Here is a 17,965-nt window from a genome sequence, read left to right as displayed (position 1 = left end):
ATCTATAAAGCGCCTATTTCAGCAATGAGGTAGGCGCTTTTTCATGATGAGTATTATTAATACGGTACTTCGAATATAAAGCAGTTGAAATTCATCATTGGTAGCCTCATTTTATGAGATTGTACCGTCTCTTCTAGGTAGTAGAGTGTGTTGAACATTCTCATACTCTTGCGTTTCTATATGGCTTTTGCCTATATGACAGTCGAATGTTCAACACAGCCTATTATTCTAAAATGGCACTTTATATACACCGATAACAAATAAAGAGGTCTTCATGTCTGATGTACCAGCACTTTCTATCCAAGGCTTATCCAAGACCTACGATAACGGCTTTTCGGCTCTAAAAGGAGTCGATCTAATGGTACCACAAGGTGGGTTTTTTGCGCTGCTCGGCCCAAATGGCGCAGGTAAATCTACGATGATTGGTATTATTAGCTCACTGTTCAAGCCAACCACAGGCAGCGTGCATATCTTTGGGACCGATCTCCTAGAAAACCCTTCGATTGCTAAGCAATACCTTGGCGTAGTACCGCAAGAGTTCAACTTTAACATGTTCGAAAAAGTCGAAGATATCTTGATTACTCAAGCGGGTTACTTCGGTATCCCTGCCAAAGAAGCCAAACCACGGGCGAAAAGGCTACTTACCGCACTTGGGCTGTGGGATAAGCGCGACAGTAAATCACGTGAGCTGTCCGGCGGTATGAAGCGCCGTCTGATGATTGCACGAGCATTGATTCATAAACCAAAGCTATTGATTCTTGATGAACCAACGGCGGGTGTTGATATCGAGCTGCGCCGTTCCATGTGGGAGTTTATGCAGCAGATTAACATCGAAGAAAACACCACGATTATTTTGACGACTCATTATTTAGAGGAAGCGGAGCAGCTATGTAAACGCATTGCTATCTTGGATCATGGTGAGATTCGTATTAATACGGAAATGAAAGACTTGTTGGCACAGCTGTCAGTAGAGACGTTTGTTTTTGATTTGGACACGCCGCTTACTGAGCAATTGGCTTTGACTGGGGTGACGGACATATTACAACCGGACGAGCAAACACTAGAAGTCACATTGACAGAAGGCGAGTCATTGAATGGTGTCTTTGATCAGTTGTCTGATAAAGGCATTAAGGTAGGAAGTATGCGTAATAAAGCCAACCGATTAGAAGAGTTATTTATGCGCTTGGTAGACAAAAATATTGAAAGTGCAGACAGTATGAAGGAGGCGGGATTATGAGTCAGGAATTAACCGATCATAATAAAACCATGTCATTGAGCAAAAAGTGGATTGCGTTTCGTACGATATGGTTCAAAGAAGTACGCCGCATTTTGCGTATTTGGCCACAAACGTTACTACCGCCAGTGATCACGATGAGTCTGTACTTTGTCATCTTTGGTAAGATGATTGGCTCGCGTGTGGGTGAGATGGGTGGCGTACCATACATGCAGTTTATCGTACCTGGTTTGATCATGATGTCGATCATTACCAACAGTTACTCGAACGTGGTGTCGAGCTTTTTTAGTGCCAAGTTCACATCTAGTATTGAAGAGTTATTGGTATCGCCTGTATCCAAACATGCCATTTTGATGGGTTATATCAGCGGTGGTATCTTTCGCGGACTGGCTATTGGGGTCATTGTTTCGATAGTGGCGTTATTCTTTACCGATCTTGGTATCGAGCACTTATTTGTAACGGTGTTTACGGTGCTTGGCACGTCGATTTTGTTCTCACTAGGCGGTTTTATTAATGCAGTATTTGCGCGCTCATTTGACGATATCTCTATCATACCGAGTTTTGTATTGACCCCATTGACCTATCTTGGTGGTGTATTTTATTCGATGGAGAATCTATCACCTTTTTGGCAAAATGTCTCGCTACTGAATCCTATCGTGTACATGGTCAACTCATTCCGCTACGGGATTCTTGGCTATTCTGATGTCAATGTCTGGTATTCGATGGCAGCGATTTTTGTATTCTGTGCGATATTCTATACGATTGCTTATCGCTTACTAAGCAACGGTTCGCGCGTGCGCTTGTAGTATGTATGATGCAAAAGGGTAGTACAGATACTATCCACTGAATGTATTAGTTATAGCAAGTTTTTAACAGTTCAATATTAGGAAGACAGATGAGTATCCACGGTATCTTGGGTGAGCAAACCACAGACTATCCTACTGAGTATAGTCCAGAGACGCTATATCCTATTGCACGTAGTATGGGACGTGATGCGATTGGCTGGCAGGATGATAAATTAACGGTTGGTGTGGATTGGTGGCAGGCGTTTGAGATGTCTTGGTTAAATACACAAGGAATTTCACAAGTGGCGATTGCACGCTTTGGTATCCCTGCCAGCTCGCCCTTTATCGTAGAGTCAAAGTCGCTTAAGTTGTATTTGAATAGTATTAACTTTACTGAGTTTACCAGTTGGCATGATGTACAGACGTTGATTGCCAAAGATTTGTCAGCCTGTCTGCAAGCTGACGTACAGGTAGAGCTATTTGGCTTGAATGACGACTTAAATGACAAAGCCACAGGATTGCTGATTGCTCAGCCTGAAGGGATTTGTATTGATGATGCTCTCGCGAATAGTAGTGAAAAAGTAACGTTAACTGAGCATCCTGATGCGTCATTACTGAGTACTAACGAAGTAGAGGCGAGCGGTGAAAGCATGGCAAGTGATGGTACGCAGCCGTATACTTTTTATTCCAATCTACTGCGTAGTAATTGTCCAGTGACCAATCAGCCAGACTGGGGCACTTTGGCGGTGTCCATAACGACTGACAAGACTTTTAATAATGCTAATATGCTGCGTTATATATTGAGCTTTCGTCAACACAATGGTTTTCATGAGCAGTGTGTTGAGCAGATATTTGCTGACCTGAGTCAGCACTATCAGCCAAGCGAGTTGATGGTTCGCGCATGGTATACGCGCCGCGGCGGTATCGATATCAATCCTTGCCGTGTAAGCGATATTGATCTATTACCTAAGCCTAGTCGTTTGATTCGTCAGTAGCGCTGGCATTACTAGTGCTAGAGTACGAACCACGCTAAGCCAACAAAAAAGCGCCTATCTCATAAGATAGGCGCTTTTTTTATCGTTCTTATTGATACTGCTATTTGCCGGTTACTTTTGCCATGACTTCTTCGCGACTTAGCATCTGTTTTTCAGCTTCGCGGCGGTTGACGTACTCGTACTTGTCTTCAGCAAGGTTACGATCTGAGACGACAATACGGTGCGGAATACCAATCAACTCAAGATCAGCAAACTTGACGCCTGGACGCTCGTTACGATCGTCGAGCAGCACATTGATACCTTGAGATTTCAGCTCTTCGTACAATGCCGTTGCCGTTTGCATAACGGTTTCTTCTTTTGACTTCATCGGTATGATAGCAACTTCGAAAGGTGCGATTGAGTCATCAACCGTTGGCGTTTTTGGCCACATAATGCCATTGTCATCGTTGTTCTGCTCGATTGCAGCAGCAATGATACGGCTGACACCAATACCGTAGCAACCCATCATAAGAGTTACAGGTTTGCCATCTTCACCAGAAACCGTACAATTCATCGCTTGTGAGTACTTATCACCCAATTGGAAGATATGACCCACTTCGATACCGCGTTTGATTTTTAGGCTACCTTTACCATCAGGAGAAGGGTCACCTTCTTGCACATTGCGTACATCAACGACACGCGTGATGCTGGCGTCACGTTCCCAGTTCATGCCGATAGTGTGCTTATTGATTTCATTGGCACCGCAAACAAAATCTGACAATGCTGCTGCTGAGCGATCAACGAATACTGGCATATCTAAATTGACGCCGATATAGCCTTTATGCAGACCCGCTGCCTTTAGTTCTTCATCAGAAGCGAGCGTTAGTGGAACGTTGGCTTCTTCGATCTTTTCAGCTTTGATCGTATTGAGCTGATGATCGCCGCGCAATACGACAGCGATTAGCTGTGGCTCATCGTTTTCGGTATGACCGTGTACGATTAATGTTTTGACTGTGCTTTCTAATGGGATGTCTAAGTGTTCAGCGACCATCTTACAAGTGGTCATCTTTTCTGTTAGTACGTCTTCGCGCTCCATGCTAGGTGTCTGACGCTCAGCGGTGCTGACAGATTCAGCCAGCTCAACGTTGGCTGCATAATCAGAAGAGTCTGAGAAAGCAATATCATCTTCGCCGCTGTCTGCCAATACGTGAAACTCATGGGAAGCAAACCCGCCAATAGAGCCTGTATCTGCTTGTACCGCACGGAAATCTAAACCCAGACGGGTGAAGATACGGGTATAAGCGTCATACATGTCATCATAAGTTTTCGCCAATGAGGTTTGATCCACATGAAATGAATAAGCATCTTTCATGGTGAACTCGCGTGCACGCATCACACCGAAGCGCGGACGAATCTCATCACGGAATTTGTTTTGAATCTGAAAGAAACTTATAGGCAGTTGCTTGTAGCTACGCAGCTCACCTTGTGCGAGGTTGGTGATGACTTCTTCATGCGTTGGACCCAGCACAAAGTCGCGATCATGACGGTCTTTGAAACGCAGTAGCTCAGGACCATAATCATCAAAACGTCCAGTCGTCTGCCAAAGCTCAGCTGGCTGAGTCATTGGCATCAGTACTTCTTGCGCCCCAATATTTTGCATCTCTTCACGAACAATACGTTCGACCTTTTGCAAGATGCGCAAACCCATAGGCAACCAAATATATAACCCAGAAGCGATCTTACGGATAAGACCAGCACGCACCATCAATTGGCTTGAGGCGATGTCAGCATCACTTGGGGTTTCTTTTAGTGTAGCAAATAAAAATTGACTGGCTTTCATAAATAAAGCGTAACCTTATCAACGATAAAAAAATAAGAAATAGTAGGATGTTGAGCGTATGGCTAATCGTTTCGTTGCCGCCGCAAGCTTACCTTTATTACTTAGCAATAATCTAGGGTATTTCCTAGTTACTGATATGCTCATGTAAAAGCACATTAGTAAAAACCACTCTTGTAATAGAGCGGCAAATTTAGACTGATATATCACGATGTCGAAATGCAAAGTAGTCATGATAAATACTCAGGTCAAAACCCGAGAAGCACACTTATGCTGACATTTTATACATACAGTCTGACTATGTTAGGTAAAGTTAGCCTAAGACGCAATGACTTTTTGTCTTTTCAGACCGAACGCTACGCAAAGGCTCTGATAACAGCCAAATAATTAAGTTATCCCTATGATTTTATGGCAAACCGTAAGACACTTTGTAGACAGCTCCGCCAGATATTATGTAGAGGATTGGTAGTCGTTACTTGAATTTACTGCACAATAGTCGCATTTATACCGTGAGCACTTGCTTTGGCTCTACAGCACCATTGGTCTTATAAGAACGATGCAATACTATAAAGGGAACCTCTATGAACAGTCCTGATACCAATCATACCAATGGCACCGATCAATCAGTCAAGAAACCTATTGCTACGATGTCTTGGGTGATACTACTCATTGGCTTGGCTGCAATCGTTTTCGCTATTTATAGTGCACAAAACGTGACAGAAGAAGAGCCAATAGAGACCATCACACGAGAGGGCGTGGTGACACAAATTCAGCAGCTCAACCGCTTACATACCGTTGCGTTTAGTGTGGATACCGTGATTACCAGTGAGCGACCAGGCAGCTGGATGAAGCTGTGGCAAGATGAACAAAAAGCATTGTTTATCGCTCATGGGCGCGTAGAGGCAGGGGTTGATCTGAGCGCGCTAACACCTGAGATGGTACAAGTGGTACAGCCTGCTCCAGCTGATACGAATGAAGAGCAAGCCGCTGATCCTAACTCATCAGCTGCCACTATGCCACAAATCAATATCACTTTACCGCCTACAGAGATATTTTCGGTATATTTGGATGATATAGAGATTTATGACTGGCAGACCGGTGCTTTTGGCATGATGCAAGTCGATCCTAAGATATTAGATGAAGCGCAGCGTATGGCAAAAGCAGAGGTGCTAGAGCGTGCTTGTAGAGGCGACGTGATGAATATGGCGCTGCAAAATGCCCAAACGCAATTGCAGCAACTATTTACATTGACAGGTGCTATTGTGACGGTGACCACGCAGGGTGCAGTCGCCTGTCAGTTGCCCGCAACTACGAATGGCTAGTCTGTTGGTTGTTTTCTTAAACTTAAGCTTCTTTCTTGAATTCAGCGATGGCCAGTTTTCGGACTGATTTGTGTTCGACCATTGGCGCAGGGTAATCAACATCGGCAAACTCCCCATTTTTTGACAGTGCTTTACGCATCTTGTCTTCACTATGCAAGGTGCTCGCGGGGATATTTTTTAGTTCCGGTAGCCATGTTTTGATGAACAATGCTTTTTTGTCATGCGTACTGCCTTGGCTAAAAGGATTCATAATACGGAAGTAGGGCGCTGAGTCGGTACCTGTTGACGCGCTCCACTGCCAGCCGCCATTATTGGACGCAAAGTCACCATCGATGAGCTGCTGCATAAAGTAGCGCTCACCTAAGCGCCAATCAATCAATAAGTCCTTGGTCAAAAACATCGCTGTGACCATACGCAATCGGTTGTGCATAAATCCAGTCGCATTTAAGCAGCGCATTGCCGCATCAACAAGTGGCACACCGGTCATGCCGGTATACCATGATTTAAAATCATCTTCATCGTATGACCAACTGACTTTGGTATCGGTGTCTTCTTTGTACGCTTTATGATGAATCAGGTTTGGCTTGGCGACCAGCACATGACGATAAAAGTCGCGCCACGCAAGCTCACTTATCCAGCGGTTGATGTCTTCATTGTCGCCATCATTGCCGTGTAGTTTTTCTTGGGCTTTGCTTGCTTGTAGATAGCAGAATCTAGGACTGACGGTGCCTATAGTGAGGTAAGCCGATAGCTGACTGGTAGCATGCAGGTGTGGCACATCACGGCTGACATCATAGTCATTGATATCATCAGCGACAAATGCCTCTACACGCTGGCAAGCAGCAGATTCGCTTGCAGGATAGGCGTCTCTGGTGGCTGCTAACTGGGCTTCCATATCGATATGGTCTAATGAAACTTCTTTCTCTAGCGTCTTTTGATAATCACTGAGCATTTTTTCACTGAGTGTTTCGATATCATCGATTGTGGTCGCTATATGTTTCGACAATTTTAGATTGAGCTTATTATCACAGTCGACCGCGGATGCGTCATGCATTTGGATGGTGCTCACGTCCAAGGTATATCGCCATTTCTTATAAAACGGCGTAAAGACTTTATACATACTGTCACCGTCATTGGTCGTAATGCTCAGCGGTGGCAAAATACATTGATCATGCCAGCGGACGAACTCGATATCGTCTTTTGCAAGCTGGTCGCTTATTTGCTCATCACGATTGATCTCATTACCCTCATACTCATGATTGGCCATAACGCAGCTGATATCGTTGTCATTGCATAAGCTTGTTAGAGCCTCTATACAGTCAGAGAAACTAGGACAGAGCTGTACGATCAAGGTAATATTGAGTTTTGATTGCAAGTCCTTTGCTAGATTAGGCAAGGTGCGGATAATATGATCGACTTGGACAAGAGAAGTGTCATGCTCTTGCCACTGCTCAGGTGTCAAAAAAAACACAGCAGATACTGATGCATTGTCCTCATTAGCGCGTTCGCACAGCGCTGCCAATGCGGTATTATCATGAAGGCGTAGGTCCCGACGAAACCACATTAAGTAATGCAACGGACTATCGCTACTGCTACTGTCGCTATTCTTATTATTGCTACCACTGTTGTTAGTAGTCTTAGACATCAAAGTATCCCTATATTAATCAATCGCAATCATAAACAAAACTGGTGATAAAAGTATGCTAGGATAAGTTTTTGGATGCAATGGCTTTGCCGTTTGAGTAACAAATCATCATCATATCTAACGATTTACCTTTAGCTCAAACCTATCTGACACCGTTATAATCAGTGTCATGCTTAGGAACATAAAGTCTCAAAAGATAAGCAGTTCTAAAGAAATCATCAGTCTTAAGAAAGAAAAAGTACCAAAAATCAAAGGTCACGACATGCACGTTAAGTTTTGCGGGTTTACTCAGCTTAGTGATATACAGACCGCGGCACAGTTAGGTGCTGATGCGGTCGGTTTGGTGTTTTATCCACCAAGTCCGCGCGCAGTCACACTGACGCAAGCGCAGACACTCGCTGCTGCCGTGCCTGCTTTTGTGAGCGTTGTGGCGTTAGTGGTCAACATGCCTACAGATGAGTTGATCGAACTGGCAAATACTGTACCTTTTGATATTATTCAGTTCCATGGTGATGAGACGCCTGAACAATGCGCGCAGCTGGCAAGTGTGGTCAATAAGCGCTGGATCAAGGCACTGCGTATCAATGCAGAACAAGACACGCCCGATAGCGTTCGTGCGCAGATCGCCCAATTTGCAACCGCAGGTGCCAGTAGTATTTTGTTGGATGCTTATCATCAAGCGGCATACGGCGGTACAGGGCAGCGCTTTGACTGGAGTCTTATTCCACAAGACAGCACGCTGCCAGTTGTATTGGCTGGTGGTCTCGATGCGCAGAACGTGGCAGAAACCTCTAATCTACCTATCTATGGCGTCGATGTCAGTGGCGGTATCGAGAGTGACAAGGGCAAAAAAGACGCTGCCAAAATGCGTGCCTTTATGAAAGCAGTCAAGCGTGACCGATGGCAAAACGAAACGGTCACTGACGTCGCTTAAGTTTTTTATGATAGGTGATTTTCTATATATAATAGGCTTATCTGATCGTTATTCCGATCTTTCTGTTTGAATCTTATTTTTCCCTTTATATTTATTCTAAAAAATACCACTTATTACAGTAGGAATTATCATGAGTCATGTCGCTAATAAAGATTTATCTGATACAGCACAGTCTGTAAACACCTTTACCAATCCTGAAAATGTACAGGACTTTAACCAGTATCCAGACGTACGTGGACACTTTGGCGTACATGGTGGCCGTTTTGTCTCTGAGACGCTAATGGCTGCCTTAGAGGAGCTAGAGACCCTCTATACCAAAGTAAAAGCAGATCCAGCGTTTTGGGAAGAGTATCACAATGATTTGGTCAATTATGTCGGCCGTCCAACACCGCTATATCATGCCAAGCGTTTGAGCGATGAGATTGGCGGTGCGCAAATTTACTTTAAGCGTGAGGATCTCAACCATACAGGTGCGCATAAAGTAAACAACACGATCGGTCAGGCATTGCTTGCCAAAATGTGCGGCAAAAAACGTATCATCGCCGAAACTGGTGCAGGACAGCATGGTGTCGCAACGGCAACGATTGCAGCACGCTTAGGACTAGAATGTATCGTCTATATGGGTGCTGACGATGTTGAGCGTCAAAAGATGAACGTCTATCGTATGCGTTTGCTTGGTGCGACAGTTGTGCCTGTGACATCTGGCTCACGTACGCTCAAAGATGCAATGAACGAAGCCATGCGTGACTGGGTAACCAACGTCGATAGCACCTACTATATTATCGGTACGGTGGCAGGGCCGCATCCTTATCCGCTATTGGTTCGTGATTTCCAAGCGATTATTGGTAAAGAAGCCCGTATCCAGCATTTAGAAAAAACCGGCAAGCTTCCTGATGCATTGGTCGCTTGTGTCGGTGGTGGCTCAAACGCTATTGGTCTGTTCTTTGATTTCCTAAACGACACCGATGTCAAAATGTATGGCGTCGAAGCCACGGGCGATGGTATCGAATCAGGTCGCCATTCTGCGCCATTGGCGGCAGGTCGTATCGGTGTACTGCATGGCAACCGTACCTACCTTATGGCAGACGATGATGGTCAGATTCAAGAGACACATTCTATCTCAGCGGGTCTTGACTATCCTGGTGTTGGCCCAGAGCATAGCTTCTTGAAAGACATGAAACGCGTTGAGTATGTCGGCTGTACTGATAAAGAAGCGCTAGAAGGTTTCCATGAAGCCACGCGCAAAGAAGGCATCATTCCTGCGCTTGAGACTGCTCATGCCGTCGCTTATGCATTAAAACTGGCTAAAACCATGACACCTGATCAGACGATCGTCGTTAATATGTCAGGTCGCGGTGACAAAGATTTGCATTCAGTAATGAAGGCAGAAGGGATTGAGATGTAGTAGCGACTAATGGTATTAGTTACTAGCCGCTCCCTCATAAGAAAAATAGCTTAGCATCCTTTGTCTGATAGATACTGTTAGATAAAGGGTCAAATAAGCCAGTTGATAATAATTAAGAGATCACTATGACCCGAATTGAAAGTACCTTTGAAACCTTAAAATCACAAAATAAAAAAGCCCTGATTCCTTATGTGATGGCAGGCGATCCTAATCCTGCAATTACTGTCGGTCTACTGCATGACTTGGTCAAGCACGGTGCAGACATGATCGAAGTTGGCTTACCGTTCTCTGACCCAATGGCAGATGGTCCAACCGTTGCGCTGGCTGGCGAGCGTGCATTAGCTGCCGGTACCAGTACCCGTGATGCGCTCAAGATGGTAGCAGAGTTCCGTCAAACCGATACGCAAACGCCGATTATCCTAATGGGTTATCTCAACCCTGTGGAGATCATCGGCTATGACAACTTTGTGGCGCTATGCGAGCAGTCAGGCGTTGATGGTTTATTAATGGTAGATTTGCCACCAGCCGAGGCGGGCAGCTTCACTCAGCATCTAACTGACCATGCGATGAATGAGATTTTCTTACTATCGCCAACGACATTACCTGAGCGTCGTGAGCAAGTATTGACCCATTGCGGCGGTTATATCTATTATGTGTCGCTAAAAGGCGTGACGGGTTCAGCTACCCTAGATACAGATGACGTTGCCACGCAAGTTCAAGCGATCAAAGCAGAGACAGACCTACCAGTATGCGTCGGTTTCGGTATCCGTGATGGTGCCTCTGCAAAAGCAATCGGTACTCATGCCGATGGTGTCATCGTGGGTAGTGCGCTGGTACAGAACTTTGCAGATATTGATGCCAATGATACTGCGGCAGTTGCCAATGCCCAGCAGAAAATCATGGAAAAAATGGATGAGCTACGTAGTGCGCTGGACAGTTTAAGTGCTTAGTAGCTATTGCTTTAGTATTACTGTTATTTAAAGAGATAGTTATTTGAAACGGCAAAGTCAAATCGCAGCTATTGTCTTTATAAAGACTTTACTCAAATGCTCTACGTAAAGGCAATACTAAATGACTTTACTAAATAATGACTTTGCTAAATTTAGTTTACGAGTGTAAACTAACATGATTATTATATGGCGTCTGATAGCAGTGTATTGTGAGTGATTATCCTCATAATTGCATCGTCTATCAACAAGCATACCGCCAGAGTACCGACATATTAGCTTAACATCTGATATGTCGCATAACTGCTCATGTTATGACTGGGTTTGACGCTTTGTTTAGACGACCATTACACTCTCAATGACAAGCCAATGAGCAAACTTGTCAACAAGCCTTTTATGATGGCAAATAATATGACTGATACAATAACAAAATCTGAAAACAATACTGCTAACGCTGAGCCAAATAACACAGGCAAGCAGTCATGGTTCAACCGTCCTATCCCAGGTATTAAGCAGCAACTGACTGCACCACTGACGGCGGTAGAGACTGAGCCATCAACTAAGTGCAGTAACTGTCACTCGATGATTACTAATACAGCGCTAATTTTTAATTGCTATGTGTGCCCGCATTGTGATCATCATCTACCAATGAGCGCTCGTGAGCGCTTGAATTGGTTACTTGACCAAGTAGATGGCGAGACTGGCCAAGAGTTCACGGCAAAAGACCCGTTGAGCTTTGTGGACAGTAAGCCGTATCCTGCACGTATGAGTGAAGCACAAGAAAAGACGGGTGAGTCTGAAGCGCTAGTTGCTATGTATGGCAAACTGCGTAATCTTGATATCGTCGCTTGTGCCTTTGATTTTCGCTTTATGGGTGGCTCGATGGGATCAGTCGTTGGTGATCGTTTTGTCCAAGCTGCCGAAAAGGCGCTAGAGCAAAAGATACCTTTGGTTTGTTTTGCAGCCTCGGGCGGTGCGCGTATGCAAGAGGGTCTGTTGTCATTGATGCAAATGGCACGCACGGCAGCGGCGATTGAACGCTTAAAAATCGCTGGTATTCCATATATTGTGGTATTGACGAATCCTGTCTACGGCGGTGTCACGGCGTCGCTTGCGATGCTGGGTGATATCCATTTAGCAGAACCAAAAGCCATGATCGGCTTTGCTGGTAAGCGTGTGATTGAGCAGACCGTTCGTGAGACATTAGAAGAGCCATTTCAGCGCGCTGAGTTCTTGCTAGAGCACGGTGTGGTAGATGAAGTGGTGCATCGTCATCAACTGATTGATACGATCTATCGTTTGCTCGCAAAACTATGCCGCGTACCGAACGTAGATGCTCAGTAGCATGAATGGCTTGGTAGTCTGAGCCATTTATTGAGTGCATAACCGCATAGCTGCGTGCTACTATCTACAGCATATGCAAGACCCCTAATAGCATTTATCGTCATTGCACGGTAAATGCTATTTTTGGTTTTAGCCAACACATATAGTTTATCTCTTATCAAATTTTATATAGGTTTTATTCATGTCTGATTTTTCAGCGTCTAATCTTAGTAGCCCTAATGACAAAGTTGGCTTGGCTAGCTTGACCGAATGGCTAAACTATATGCAGCAAATACATGTGTCTGCGATAGATATGGGACTGTCACGCGTACTGCCTGTCGCCAAAGCGCTAGGCGTAGTACAGTCAGCCAAAGATGATGCTTATGTATTCACTGTAGCAGGCACCAATGGTAAAGGCTCTACGACCGCTGTCATCGCTGAAATGTGTAAAGCCGCAGGTTATAAGACAGCGCTATACCAGTCACCGCATCTGAGCGTCTTTAACGAGCGCGTGCGTATCAATGGCGAAATGGTCAGCGACGAGACACTGATTCACGCATTTAGCAAGGTAGAGTCAGCTCGATTAGCGTGTGACTTGACCTTGTCGTTTTTTGAGATGACAACGCTTGCAGCATTGCTGATATTCGCTGAGGCTGACTGTGATGTTTGGGTGTTAGAGGTGGGGCTCGGCGGCAGGCTTGATGTCGTCAACATCATAGATCCGGATATGGCGGTGATTACCAATATTGGTATTGATCATGTCGACTGGCTAGGTGACAATGTCGAGGATATCGGACGCGAAAAAGCAGGTATCTTACGACAAGGCATTCCTCTTATTTATGGGGCTACTGCAATACCGTCTAGCGTGCAACATGCTATTGACGAGAAACAGGCAACTTACTATCAGATTGGACAAGATTTCAGCTACCGCGATATTGACTCAACGACTTGGCAATACAGCAATGCGGCTGTCACCCTACAATTACCTTGTCCTGCACTATCCCTGACAAATACGGCCAATGCCCTATCGGCAGTGATCGCAAGCCCGCTAGAGGTTGATATCAGCGCTATTGAGCACGCGCTACATATGGTCAAACTGGCTGGGCGCTTCGACTATCGTGAGAGTCATGGTCGACATTGGTTGTTTGATGTGGCGCACAATGAGCAAGGCGTTGAGTTTTTAATCGCGCAGTTGCTACCATTTTGGCAGCAACATGTGGCAAAACACAGCAGCCAAACTGATAAAGGTATGCCAAAGATAAACATGCTGTTCTCTATGTTGGGTGATAAAGACATCGATATGGTGGTGCAGCGTCTGACTCAAGCAGGTCTACCAATTAGTGATTGGTATCTGGCTGAGATTGACTATCCACGTGCTGCGAGCACTGAGCAGCTAGAGAGTGTGTTGGCTAAGTATATTGATAGCGACAACATTCATGAGTGCGATGGTTTGCACGCCGCGACTCATGCAGTGGTAGAGGCCAGCCAACCGCAAGACCTCATTGTAGTATGTGGCTCGTTTCATACCATTGGCGAGGCATTAAGTGCACTTACCATATGATAATTTAAGTTAAAATAACGCCGGTTTAATGTTAATCTTAGTCGTAGCCTGATAGCAGACAGCACAAAAAATATGCTTTATAATCAAAATGATTTGTAAGACTGGTAGGCGATAGTCGGCATAGATCTTGAACACTAGTGGCATTAACTGGCGGCAAGCGATACTGTCTTGTATCAATAGTACTATTGATACAAGACAGTCAGGGCACCGCTCAATCAACCTTATCACCAACTAAGAGACGTAAACGGATGAACTTTTCGAGACAAGCCTTATTGGGCATTGGGATGATTCTAGGCGGTAGCGTGATGCTATACGCCATGGTGCAGCAGATCGGTGAGAGCAATCAGCCAGAGCCTGCAACCGCGATGATAGAAAAGCCAAGTGTTGAAGAGGAGGCGCCGCAGCCGCTAACAACGGATATTGAGACAGAAAAACGCATCCTTGCGCAAAAGCAAAAAGAACGTGCTGCGCGTGTCGCAGAGCAAGAAAGGCGTGCAAAAGAGTTTTTGACTGAGCAAGAAGTTGCTGAAGCAGAAGCACTGGCCAAAGCCCGTGCCGAGAGTCAGCAGTATGTGCAGAACATTGCTGCGACGAGTGAGCAGACCGATGATTCAGCAGATGCAACCAACACGCAAAGTAATGCGACAAGCAAAGAAGTACAAGACGCTGATAAATTGATCAAAGCTGCGGACGATGCAGTAAAAGAAGCACAGGCGAAAAAGCAGCAAGAGGCTCAAGAGCAAGCCGCAGCCAAAAAACTGGCAGAGAGTAAAAAAGAAGCGGAGGCCAAGAGACAGGCTGAAGCTAAAAAGCAAGCTGAGGTGCAAGCAGCCGCTGAAAAAAAGCGGGAAGCAGCCGAAGCGGCTAAAAACGAACCACCAAAATCATCCTCTGATTATCAAGTAAAAAAAGGTGATGGACTGATTAAACTGGCAAGGCAGTACAATATGCCTGTCGAAGTATTGGCTCAGGCAAATAATATCTCACCATCGACCTCACTACAGTTGGGTCAAGAAATCACTATACCATCTCGTAGCCAAGTACAACGTCTAGAGCGTGAAGCGGTAGCAGCTGAGCAAGCGCGTGAGAAGAAGCGCGAACAAGAGGAAGCGCTTGCGAAGAAATCTGCCGATGCCAAACGTGACGCCCAGCAAAAACTTAGCGAAGCGCGTAAAGAAGTAAAAGAGACCGATGCAAAAGGTAGCTTTGGAGTACAAGTGGCATTAGCAGATAACCAAGCCAAAGCAGATCAATTAGCAAAAAAATTCCAATCTGCAGGCTATCAAGTAAAGACCAGTCCTACCAGTCGTGGCGTACGTGTTGTCGTCGGTCCTGAGCGCGGCAAAGTTGCTGCATTGGCACTAAAAGACAAGATCAATAGCGATCCGAATGTCAACACGACGAGTGCTTGGGTACTATACTGGCGTTAAGCCATAGACTAAAAGGCGTAGCGATGCAGTTGTGTTTGGATAAATGAAACACGCGCTATGATACTGAGCTAATATGTGCTGGTCTAATATCTACTGATTTATCAAAACACGACATCTACTGTCGTGTTTTTTGTTTTATTGTTTGCCGATTGAGATAAGCTTGGGTACGATGAGCACCATTTTATTATTTGTTTTTGTATAACTTGTCAGCCTATATAGGTTGCCGCGTTGTGATTGGTCAGTCATTGATGCCTTTTGATGCAAATAACTGACAGATCATATTCATATTGTATAAGGTAAAACCATGTCATTTGGCGTTATATTTTTAATATTAGCCGTTGGGTTTTTAGGGCTGATTACGTTACCGAAACTGTCAGCCAGACGACGTCCAGTCGTTGAGCCTGACCCAAAGCCTGTGCGCGGCGACGAGCTGGCTATCTGGCCATTTGCACCGATGCCGATCATGACAGATACCGAGGTCATATTTTTTAATAAATTAAAAAATGCACTGCCTGAGTATCATATATTTGTGCAGGTTCAGCTGTCACGAATCATTGAAGCCAATAGTGATGAGACATCTGAGCGCAGCTTTTGGTTCAATCGTATCTGTCGTCAGAGTGTTGATTATGTGATTGTAGATATTGATGCTCAGACCACGCTGCTTGCTATTGAGCTGGATGACTGGACTCACAATAGTAAAGCGCGCCAAAAAGCCGATGACAAAAAAGACAAAGCCCTTGCGAGTGCAGGTATCGCTATTGTCCGTTTTCACGCTGAGCGTATGCCGAGTGCCGATATGCTGAGATATGAGCTGATGCAAGTCATCGAGAGTTATTGAGCCGTTCATTAGATAGATTTGACGCTTGAAACAATGTTGTTATTTAAGCCATACCGTCCAAACCATGTTCCTTATTACAGTACTGTTTGAGCTATTAGCCTTTAACCTACCTAAGCTAACTAAGTTGGTTTATCGATTTAATCTAGGTTTATTCTGATTCTGAGTTTAGCTGTCTTGGGTAAATAACGATAGGTCTATCACCCTCAAAGTACAAGCCTGTCTTAGGTAGCTCGCTATCTGACCAGCCTAGCTGCTGCTGACGGTTATTGTAAAAGCTGCGCTGAGTAAACCACTCAATATAATGCGCAGCTCGCAATGCAGTGGTGTCAATCGTAGCAAGACCTGCCTTGTCCCTCTTGTCACACCATTCATGTATCGGAAAGCTGGGTGTAAGCCACAAAGGCCACTCATAATCGCCAAGGTTAGTGGTATTAATCGGCAAAAAGAATCGGCCCTTAATGACCCCATAGCGCTTATCGATTTTGACCTGCCCTTGATCTTCAGTATCTACCCACACCGCTCGAAACTGCTTAGTCTGCATGTGCGTCATCTTACGCTGTAGATTATCATTGGAGTTGATCCCCACCCAGTTCTCAGGTTCAAACGGCGCAGACCCCATAAAGAATTTAATCGCCAGTTCCCAATGTTCGACCAGCTGTTCTGCATGATTGTACAAAATCAAATCAAGCTCACCGACCGTCTGCTTACCATTATACAGCTGCACATTATTCGCTAGTGTCTCATATGGATGCAGGTTACGCGCATAGCCATCCTCTAACCAAAATGACAGTAACCCTTCAAAATGAAAGCCCAAGCGATTGGGACTAGGACGCTTGAGTAAATAGCGAGTCAGTTCTTGGTAGGCGGTAGTGGTGTCTAACTCTGTGAGTATATTCTCATACGCCTCAAACTGCGTCTGCCAAAATTGTGCGCTATGCACAGCAACCGTATGTGTACTCTGATGCGGTGTAAAGTCTAGCCACTGGGTCAAAACATTGGGACACGCCAGCACATAAGCCAAATCACGTACATAAGGTCGGTGGTATGCTTCCCAAGGGGCGTTATCTATAAGATGGTTAGATGTGGGCTGATTGACAGGCTGTGACATAAGATAAACCAGTGTAAGGGGTAGCATTTACCCTAACGGCTCGCTCTATAAAAGTCTGTAGGATACGAGTATCGGTTAGGGTAGTGCTCAGTTTGTTGGCGCTAAAATATGATATTAATGTAATGGATGTGAATGTTGATATCAGGCGGTGACAGCAGGTAGGGTAAAAGGATGCTGAGTAATGTTTTGAGTATTGGCAGCAGCCATTTTGGAGGTTTGTTAAATTGGGTTTTAGGCGGTTTCTGTGAGTTCTGTTTTGGGTGGTCCATTATCTAGCTCCATATTTACCGTAACTTGATTACTGCGGCTTATGGTTGCTAGTTTATGAAGTAAGGTTGTCCGATAGTTCTAGTTAGAAAAACAAGCGTTCTAACTAGATAGTAATTAGAATTACATACTATTTTCATGTGCAAGTTTTAGCCAGTTTGCGATAACGTCTTTACTAACTGTATTGCCTTGTTTTTCAATGGCTGCCATTATTTTACCATTACTATCGGGAGTTTCCTAAAAACTGTGTAACTGCTTATAATCCATTAACAGGAGAATAAGCAATGACGACTCAATCTGACATTAAAAAACTAGCCGAGCAAATGGCTGGTAGCATGAACAGCTTCGATGACAT

At 44.8% G+C, this 17,965-nt stretch carries 14 protein-coding genes and 1 pseudogene; 12 read left to right on the top strand and 3 right to left on the bottom strand.

Going from position 1 to position 17,965, the window contains the following annotated elements:
- Nucleotides 1–274 precede the first annotated feature (274 nt).
- The 3 genes from NJD71_RS09550 (at nt 275) to queF (ending at nt 3,014) form a co-directional block, all read left to right on the top strand.
- Nucleotides 275–1,237, top strand: a complete 963-nt coding sequence (locus tag NJD71_RS09550) for an ABC transporter ATP-binding protein (RefSeq protein WP_319051738.1) — start codon at nt 275–277, stop codon at nt 1,235–1,237.
- A gap of 29 nt (nt 1,238–1,266) precedes the next feature.
- Nucleotides 1,267–2,040 (top strand): ABC transporter permease, encoded by a 774-nt coding sequence (locus NJD71_RS09545; RefSeq protein WP_319051792.1) that lies wholly within the window; start codon nt 1,267–1,269, stop codon nt 2,038–2,040.
- An 89-nt stretch (nt 2,041–2,129) separates the two neighbouring features.
- Complete coding sequence (queF, locus tag NJD71_RS09540) at nt 2,130–3,014, top strand: NADPH-dependent 7-cyano-7-deazaguanine reductase QueF (RefSeq protein WP_319051737.1); 885 nt, start codon at nt 2,130–2,132, stop codon at nt 3,012–3,014.
- A 100-nt stretch (nt 3,015–3,114) separates the two neighbouring features.
- Here the strand turns inward: queF and NJD71_RS09535 are convergent, their stop codons facing one another.
- Nucleotides 3,115–4,833, bottom strand: coding sequence for a proline--tRNA ligase (locus NJD71_RS09535; protein WP_319051736.1), 1,719 nt, complete (start codon nt 4,831–4,833; stop codon nt 3,115–3,117).
- A 578-nt stretch (nt 4,834–5,411) separates the two neighbouring features.
- On the opposite strand from NJD71_RS09535, the gene NJD71_RS09530 reads away from it, so the two are divergent.
- A complete protein-coding gene (locus NJD71_RS09530) occupies nt 5,412–6,152 on the top strand; it encodes a DUF4230 domain-containing protein (protein ID WP_319051735.1) in 741 nt (246 codons plus the stop codon).
- Between the two features lie 22 nt (nt 6,153–6,174).
- Here NJD71_RS09530 and NJD71_RS09525 read toward each other — a convergent pair whose 3' ends face one another.
- Nucleotides 6,175–7,797 (bottom strand): cryptochrome/photolyase family protein, encoded by a 1,623-nt coding sequence (locus NJD71_RS09525; RefSeq protein ID WP_319051734.1) that lies wholly within the window; start codon nt 7,795–7,797, stop codon nt 6,175–6,177.
- A 169-nt stretch (nt 7,798–7,966) separates the two neighbouring features.
- Here NJD71_RS09525 and NJD71_RS09520 point away from each other — a divergent pair, with 169 nt between their 5' ends.
- The 7 genes from NJD71_RS09520 to NJD71_RS09490 all read left to right on the top strand — a co-directional run bounded on the left by NJD71_RS09520 (nt 7,967) and on the right by NJD71_RS09490 (nt 16,235).
- The gene (locus NJD71_RS09520) at nt 7,967–8,731 is read left to right on the top strand and encodes a phosphoribosylanthranilate isomerase (RefSeq protein ID WP_319051733.1); all 765 of its coding nucleotides are present in this window, start codon (nt 7,967–7,969) and stop codon (nt 8,729–8,731) included.
- A gap of 130 nt (nt 8,732–8,861) precedes the next feature.
- Nucleotides 8,862–10,136, top strand: coding sequence for a tryptophan synthase subunit beta (gene trpB / locus NJD71_RS09515; protein ID WP_319051732.1), 1,275 nt, complete (start codon nt 8,862–8,864; stop codon nt 10,134–10,136).
- A 125-nt stretch (nt 10,137–10,261) separates the two neighbouring features.
- Nucleotides 10,262–11,086, top strand: coding sequence for a tryptophan synthase subunit alpha (trpA, locus tag NJD71_RS09510; protein WP_319051731.1), 825 nt, complete (start codon nt 10,262–10,264; stop codon nt 11,084–11,086).
- A 396-nt stretch (nt 11,087–11,482) separates the two neighbouring features.
- Nucleotides 11,483–12,427, top strand: a complete 945-nt coding sequence (gene accD / locus NJD71_RS09505; RefSeq protein ID WP_319051791.1) for an acetyl-CoA carboxylase, carboxyltransferase subunit beta — start codon at nt 11,483–11,485, stop codon at nt 12,425–12,427.
- Between the two features lie 181 nt (nt 12,428–12,608).
- Nucleotides 12,609–13,967 (top strand): bifunctional folylpolyglutamate synthase/dihydrofolate synthase, encoded by a 1,359-nt coding sequence (locus tag NJD71_RS09500; protein WP_319051730.1) that lies wholly within the window; start codon nt 12,609–12,611, stop codon nt 13,965–13,967.
- A 248-nt stretch (nt 13,968–14,215) separates the two neighbouring features.
- Nucleotides 14,216–15,397, top strand: coding sequence for a LysM peptidoglycan-binding domain-containing protein (locus NJD71_RS09495; protein WP_319051729.1), 1,182 nt, complete (start codon nt 14,216–14,218; stop codon nt 15,395–15,397).
- Between the two features lie 304 nt (nt 15,398–15,701).
- On the top strand, nt 15,702–16,235 hold the full coding sequence (locus NJD71_RS09490; protein WP_319051728.1) for a DUF2726 domain-containing protein: 534 nt from the start codon (nt 15,702–15,704) through the stop codon (nt 16,233–16,235).
- A gap of 148 nt (nt 16,236–16,383) precedes the next feature.
- On the opposite strand, the gene NJD71_RS09485 is transcribed toward NJD71_RS09490, so the two are convergent.
- The gene (locus NJD71_RS09485) at nt 16,384–17,343 is read right to left on the bottom strand and encodes a DUF1853 family protein (protein WP_319051727.1); all 960 of its coding nucleotides are present in this window, start codon (nt 17,341–17,343) and stop codon (nt 16,384–16,386) included.
- A 551-nt stretch (nt 17,344–17,894) separates the two neighbouring features.
- Here NJD71_RS09485 and NJD71_RS13995 point away from each other — a divergent pair.
- A pseudogene (locus tag NJD71_RS13995) lies at nt 17,895–17,965 on the top strand (transposase); the annotation flags it as partial.

Source organism: Psychrobacter sp. PP-21 (assembly GCF_033790785.1).
Classification (GTDB): Bacteria; Pseudomonadota; Gammaproteobacteria; order Pseudomonadales; family Moraxellaceae; genus Psychrobacter.
This window is presented reverse-complemented; position numbering and strand designations above follow the sequence as displayed.

Coding starts and splice junctions, on each gene's coding strand:
- NJD71_RS09485 (WP_319051727.1), bottom strand. CDS start 17,343: ATGTCACAGCCTGTCAATCAGCCCACATCTAACCATCTTATAGATAAC.
- NJD71_RS09500 (WP_319051730.1), top strand. CDS start 12,609: ATGTCTGATTTTTCAGCGTCTAATCTTAGTAGCCCTAATGACAAAGTT.
- NJD71_RS09535 (WP_319051736.1), bottom strand. CDS start 4,833: ATGAAAGCCAGTCAATTTTTATTTGCTACACTAAAAGAAACCCCAAGT.
- NJD71_RS09490 (WP_319051728.1), top strand. CDS start 15,702: ATGTCATTTGGCGTTATATTTTTAATATTAGCCGTTGGGTTTTTAGGG.
- trpA (WP_319051731.1), top strand. CDS start 10,262: ATGACCCGAATTGAAAGTACCTTTGAAACCTTAAAATCACAAAATAAA.
- NJD71_RS09530 (WP_319051735.1), top strand. CDS start 5,412: ATGAACAGTCCTGATACCAATCATACCAATGGCACCGATCAATCAGTC.
- NJD71_RS09495 (WP_319051729.1), top strand. CDS start 14,216: ATGAACTTTTCGAGACAAGCCTTATTGGGCATTGGGATGATTCTAGGC.
- NJD71_RS09520 (WP_319051733.1), top strand. CDS start 7,967: ATGCTTAGGAACATAAAGTCTCAAAAGATAAGCAGTTCTAAAGAAATC.
- queF (WP_319051737.1), top strand. CDS start 2,130: ATGAGTATCCACGGTATCTTGGGTGAGCAAACCACAGACTATCCTACT.
- NJD71_RS09545 (WP_319051792.1), top strand. CDS start 1,267: ATGTCATTGAGCAAAAAGTGGATTGCGTTTCGTACGATATGGTTCAAA.
- NJD71_RS09525 (WP_319051734.1), bottom strand. CDS start 7,797: ATGTCTAAGACTACTAACAACAGTGGTAGCAATAATAAGAATAGCGAC.
- accD (WP_319051791.1), top strand. CDS start 11,483: ATGGCAAATAATATGACTGATACAATAACAAAATCTGAAAACAATACT.
- NJD71_RS09550 (WP_319051738.1), top strand. CDS start 275: ATGTCTGATGTACCAGCACTTTCTATCCAAGGCTTATCCAAGACCTAC.
- trpB (WP_319051732.1), top strand. CDS start 8,862: ATGAGTCATGTCGCTAATAAAGATTTATCTGATACAGCACAGTCTGTA.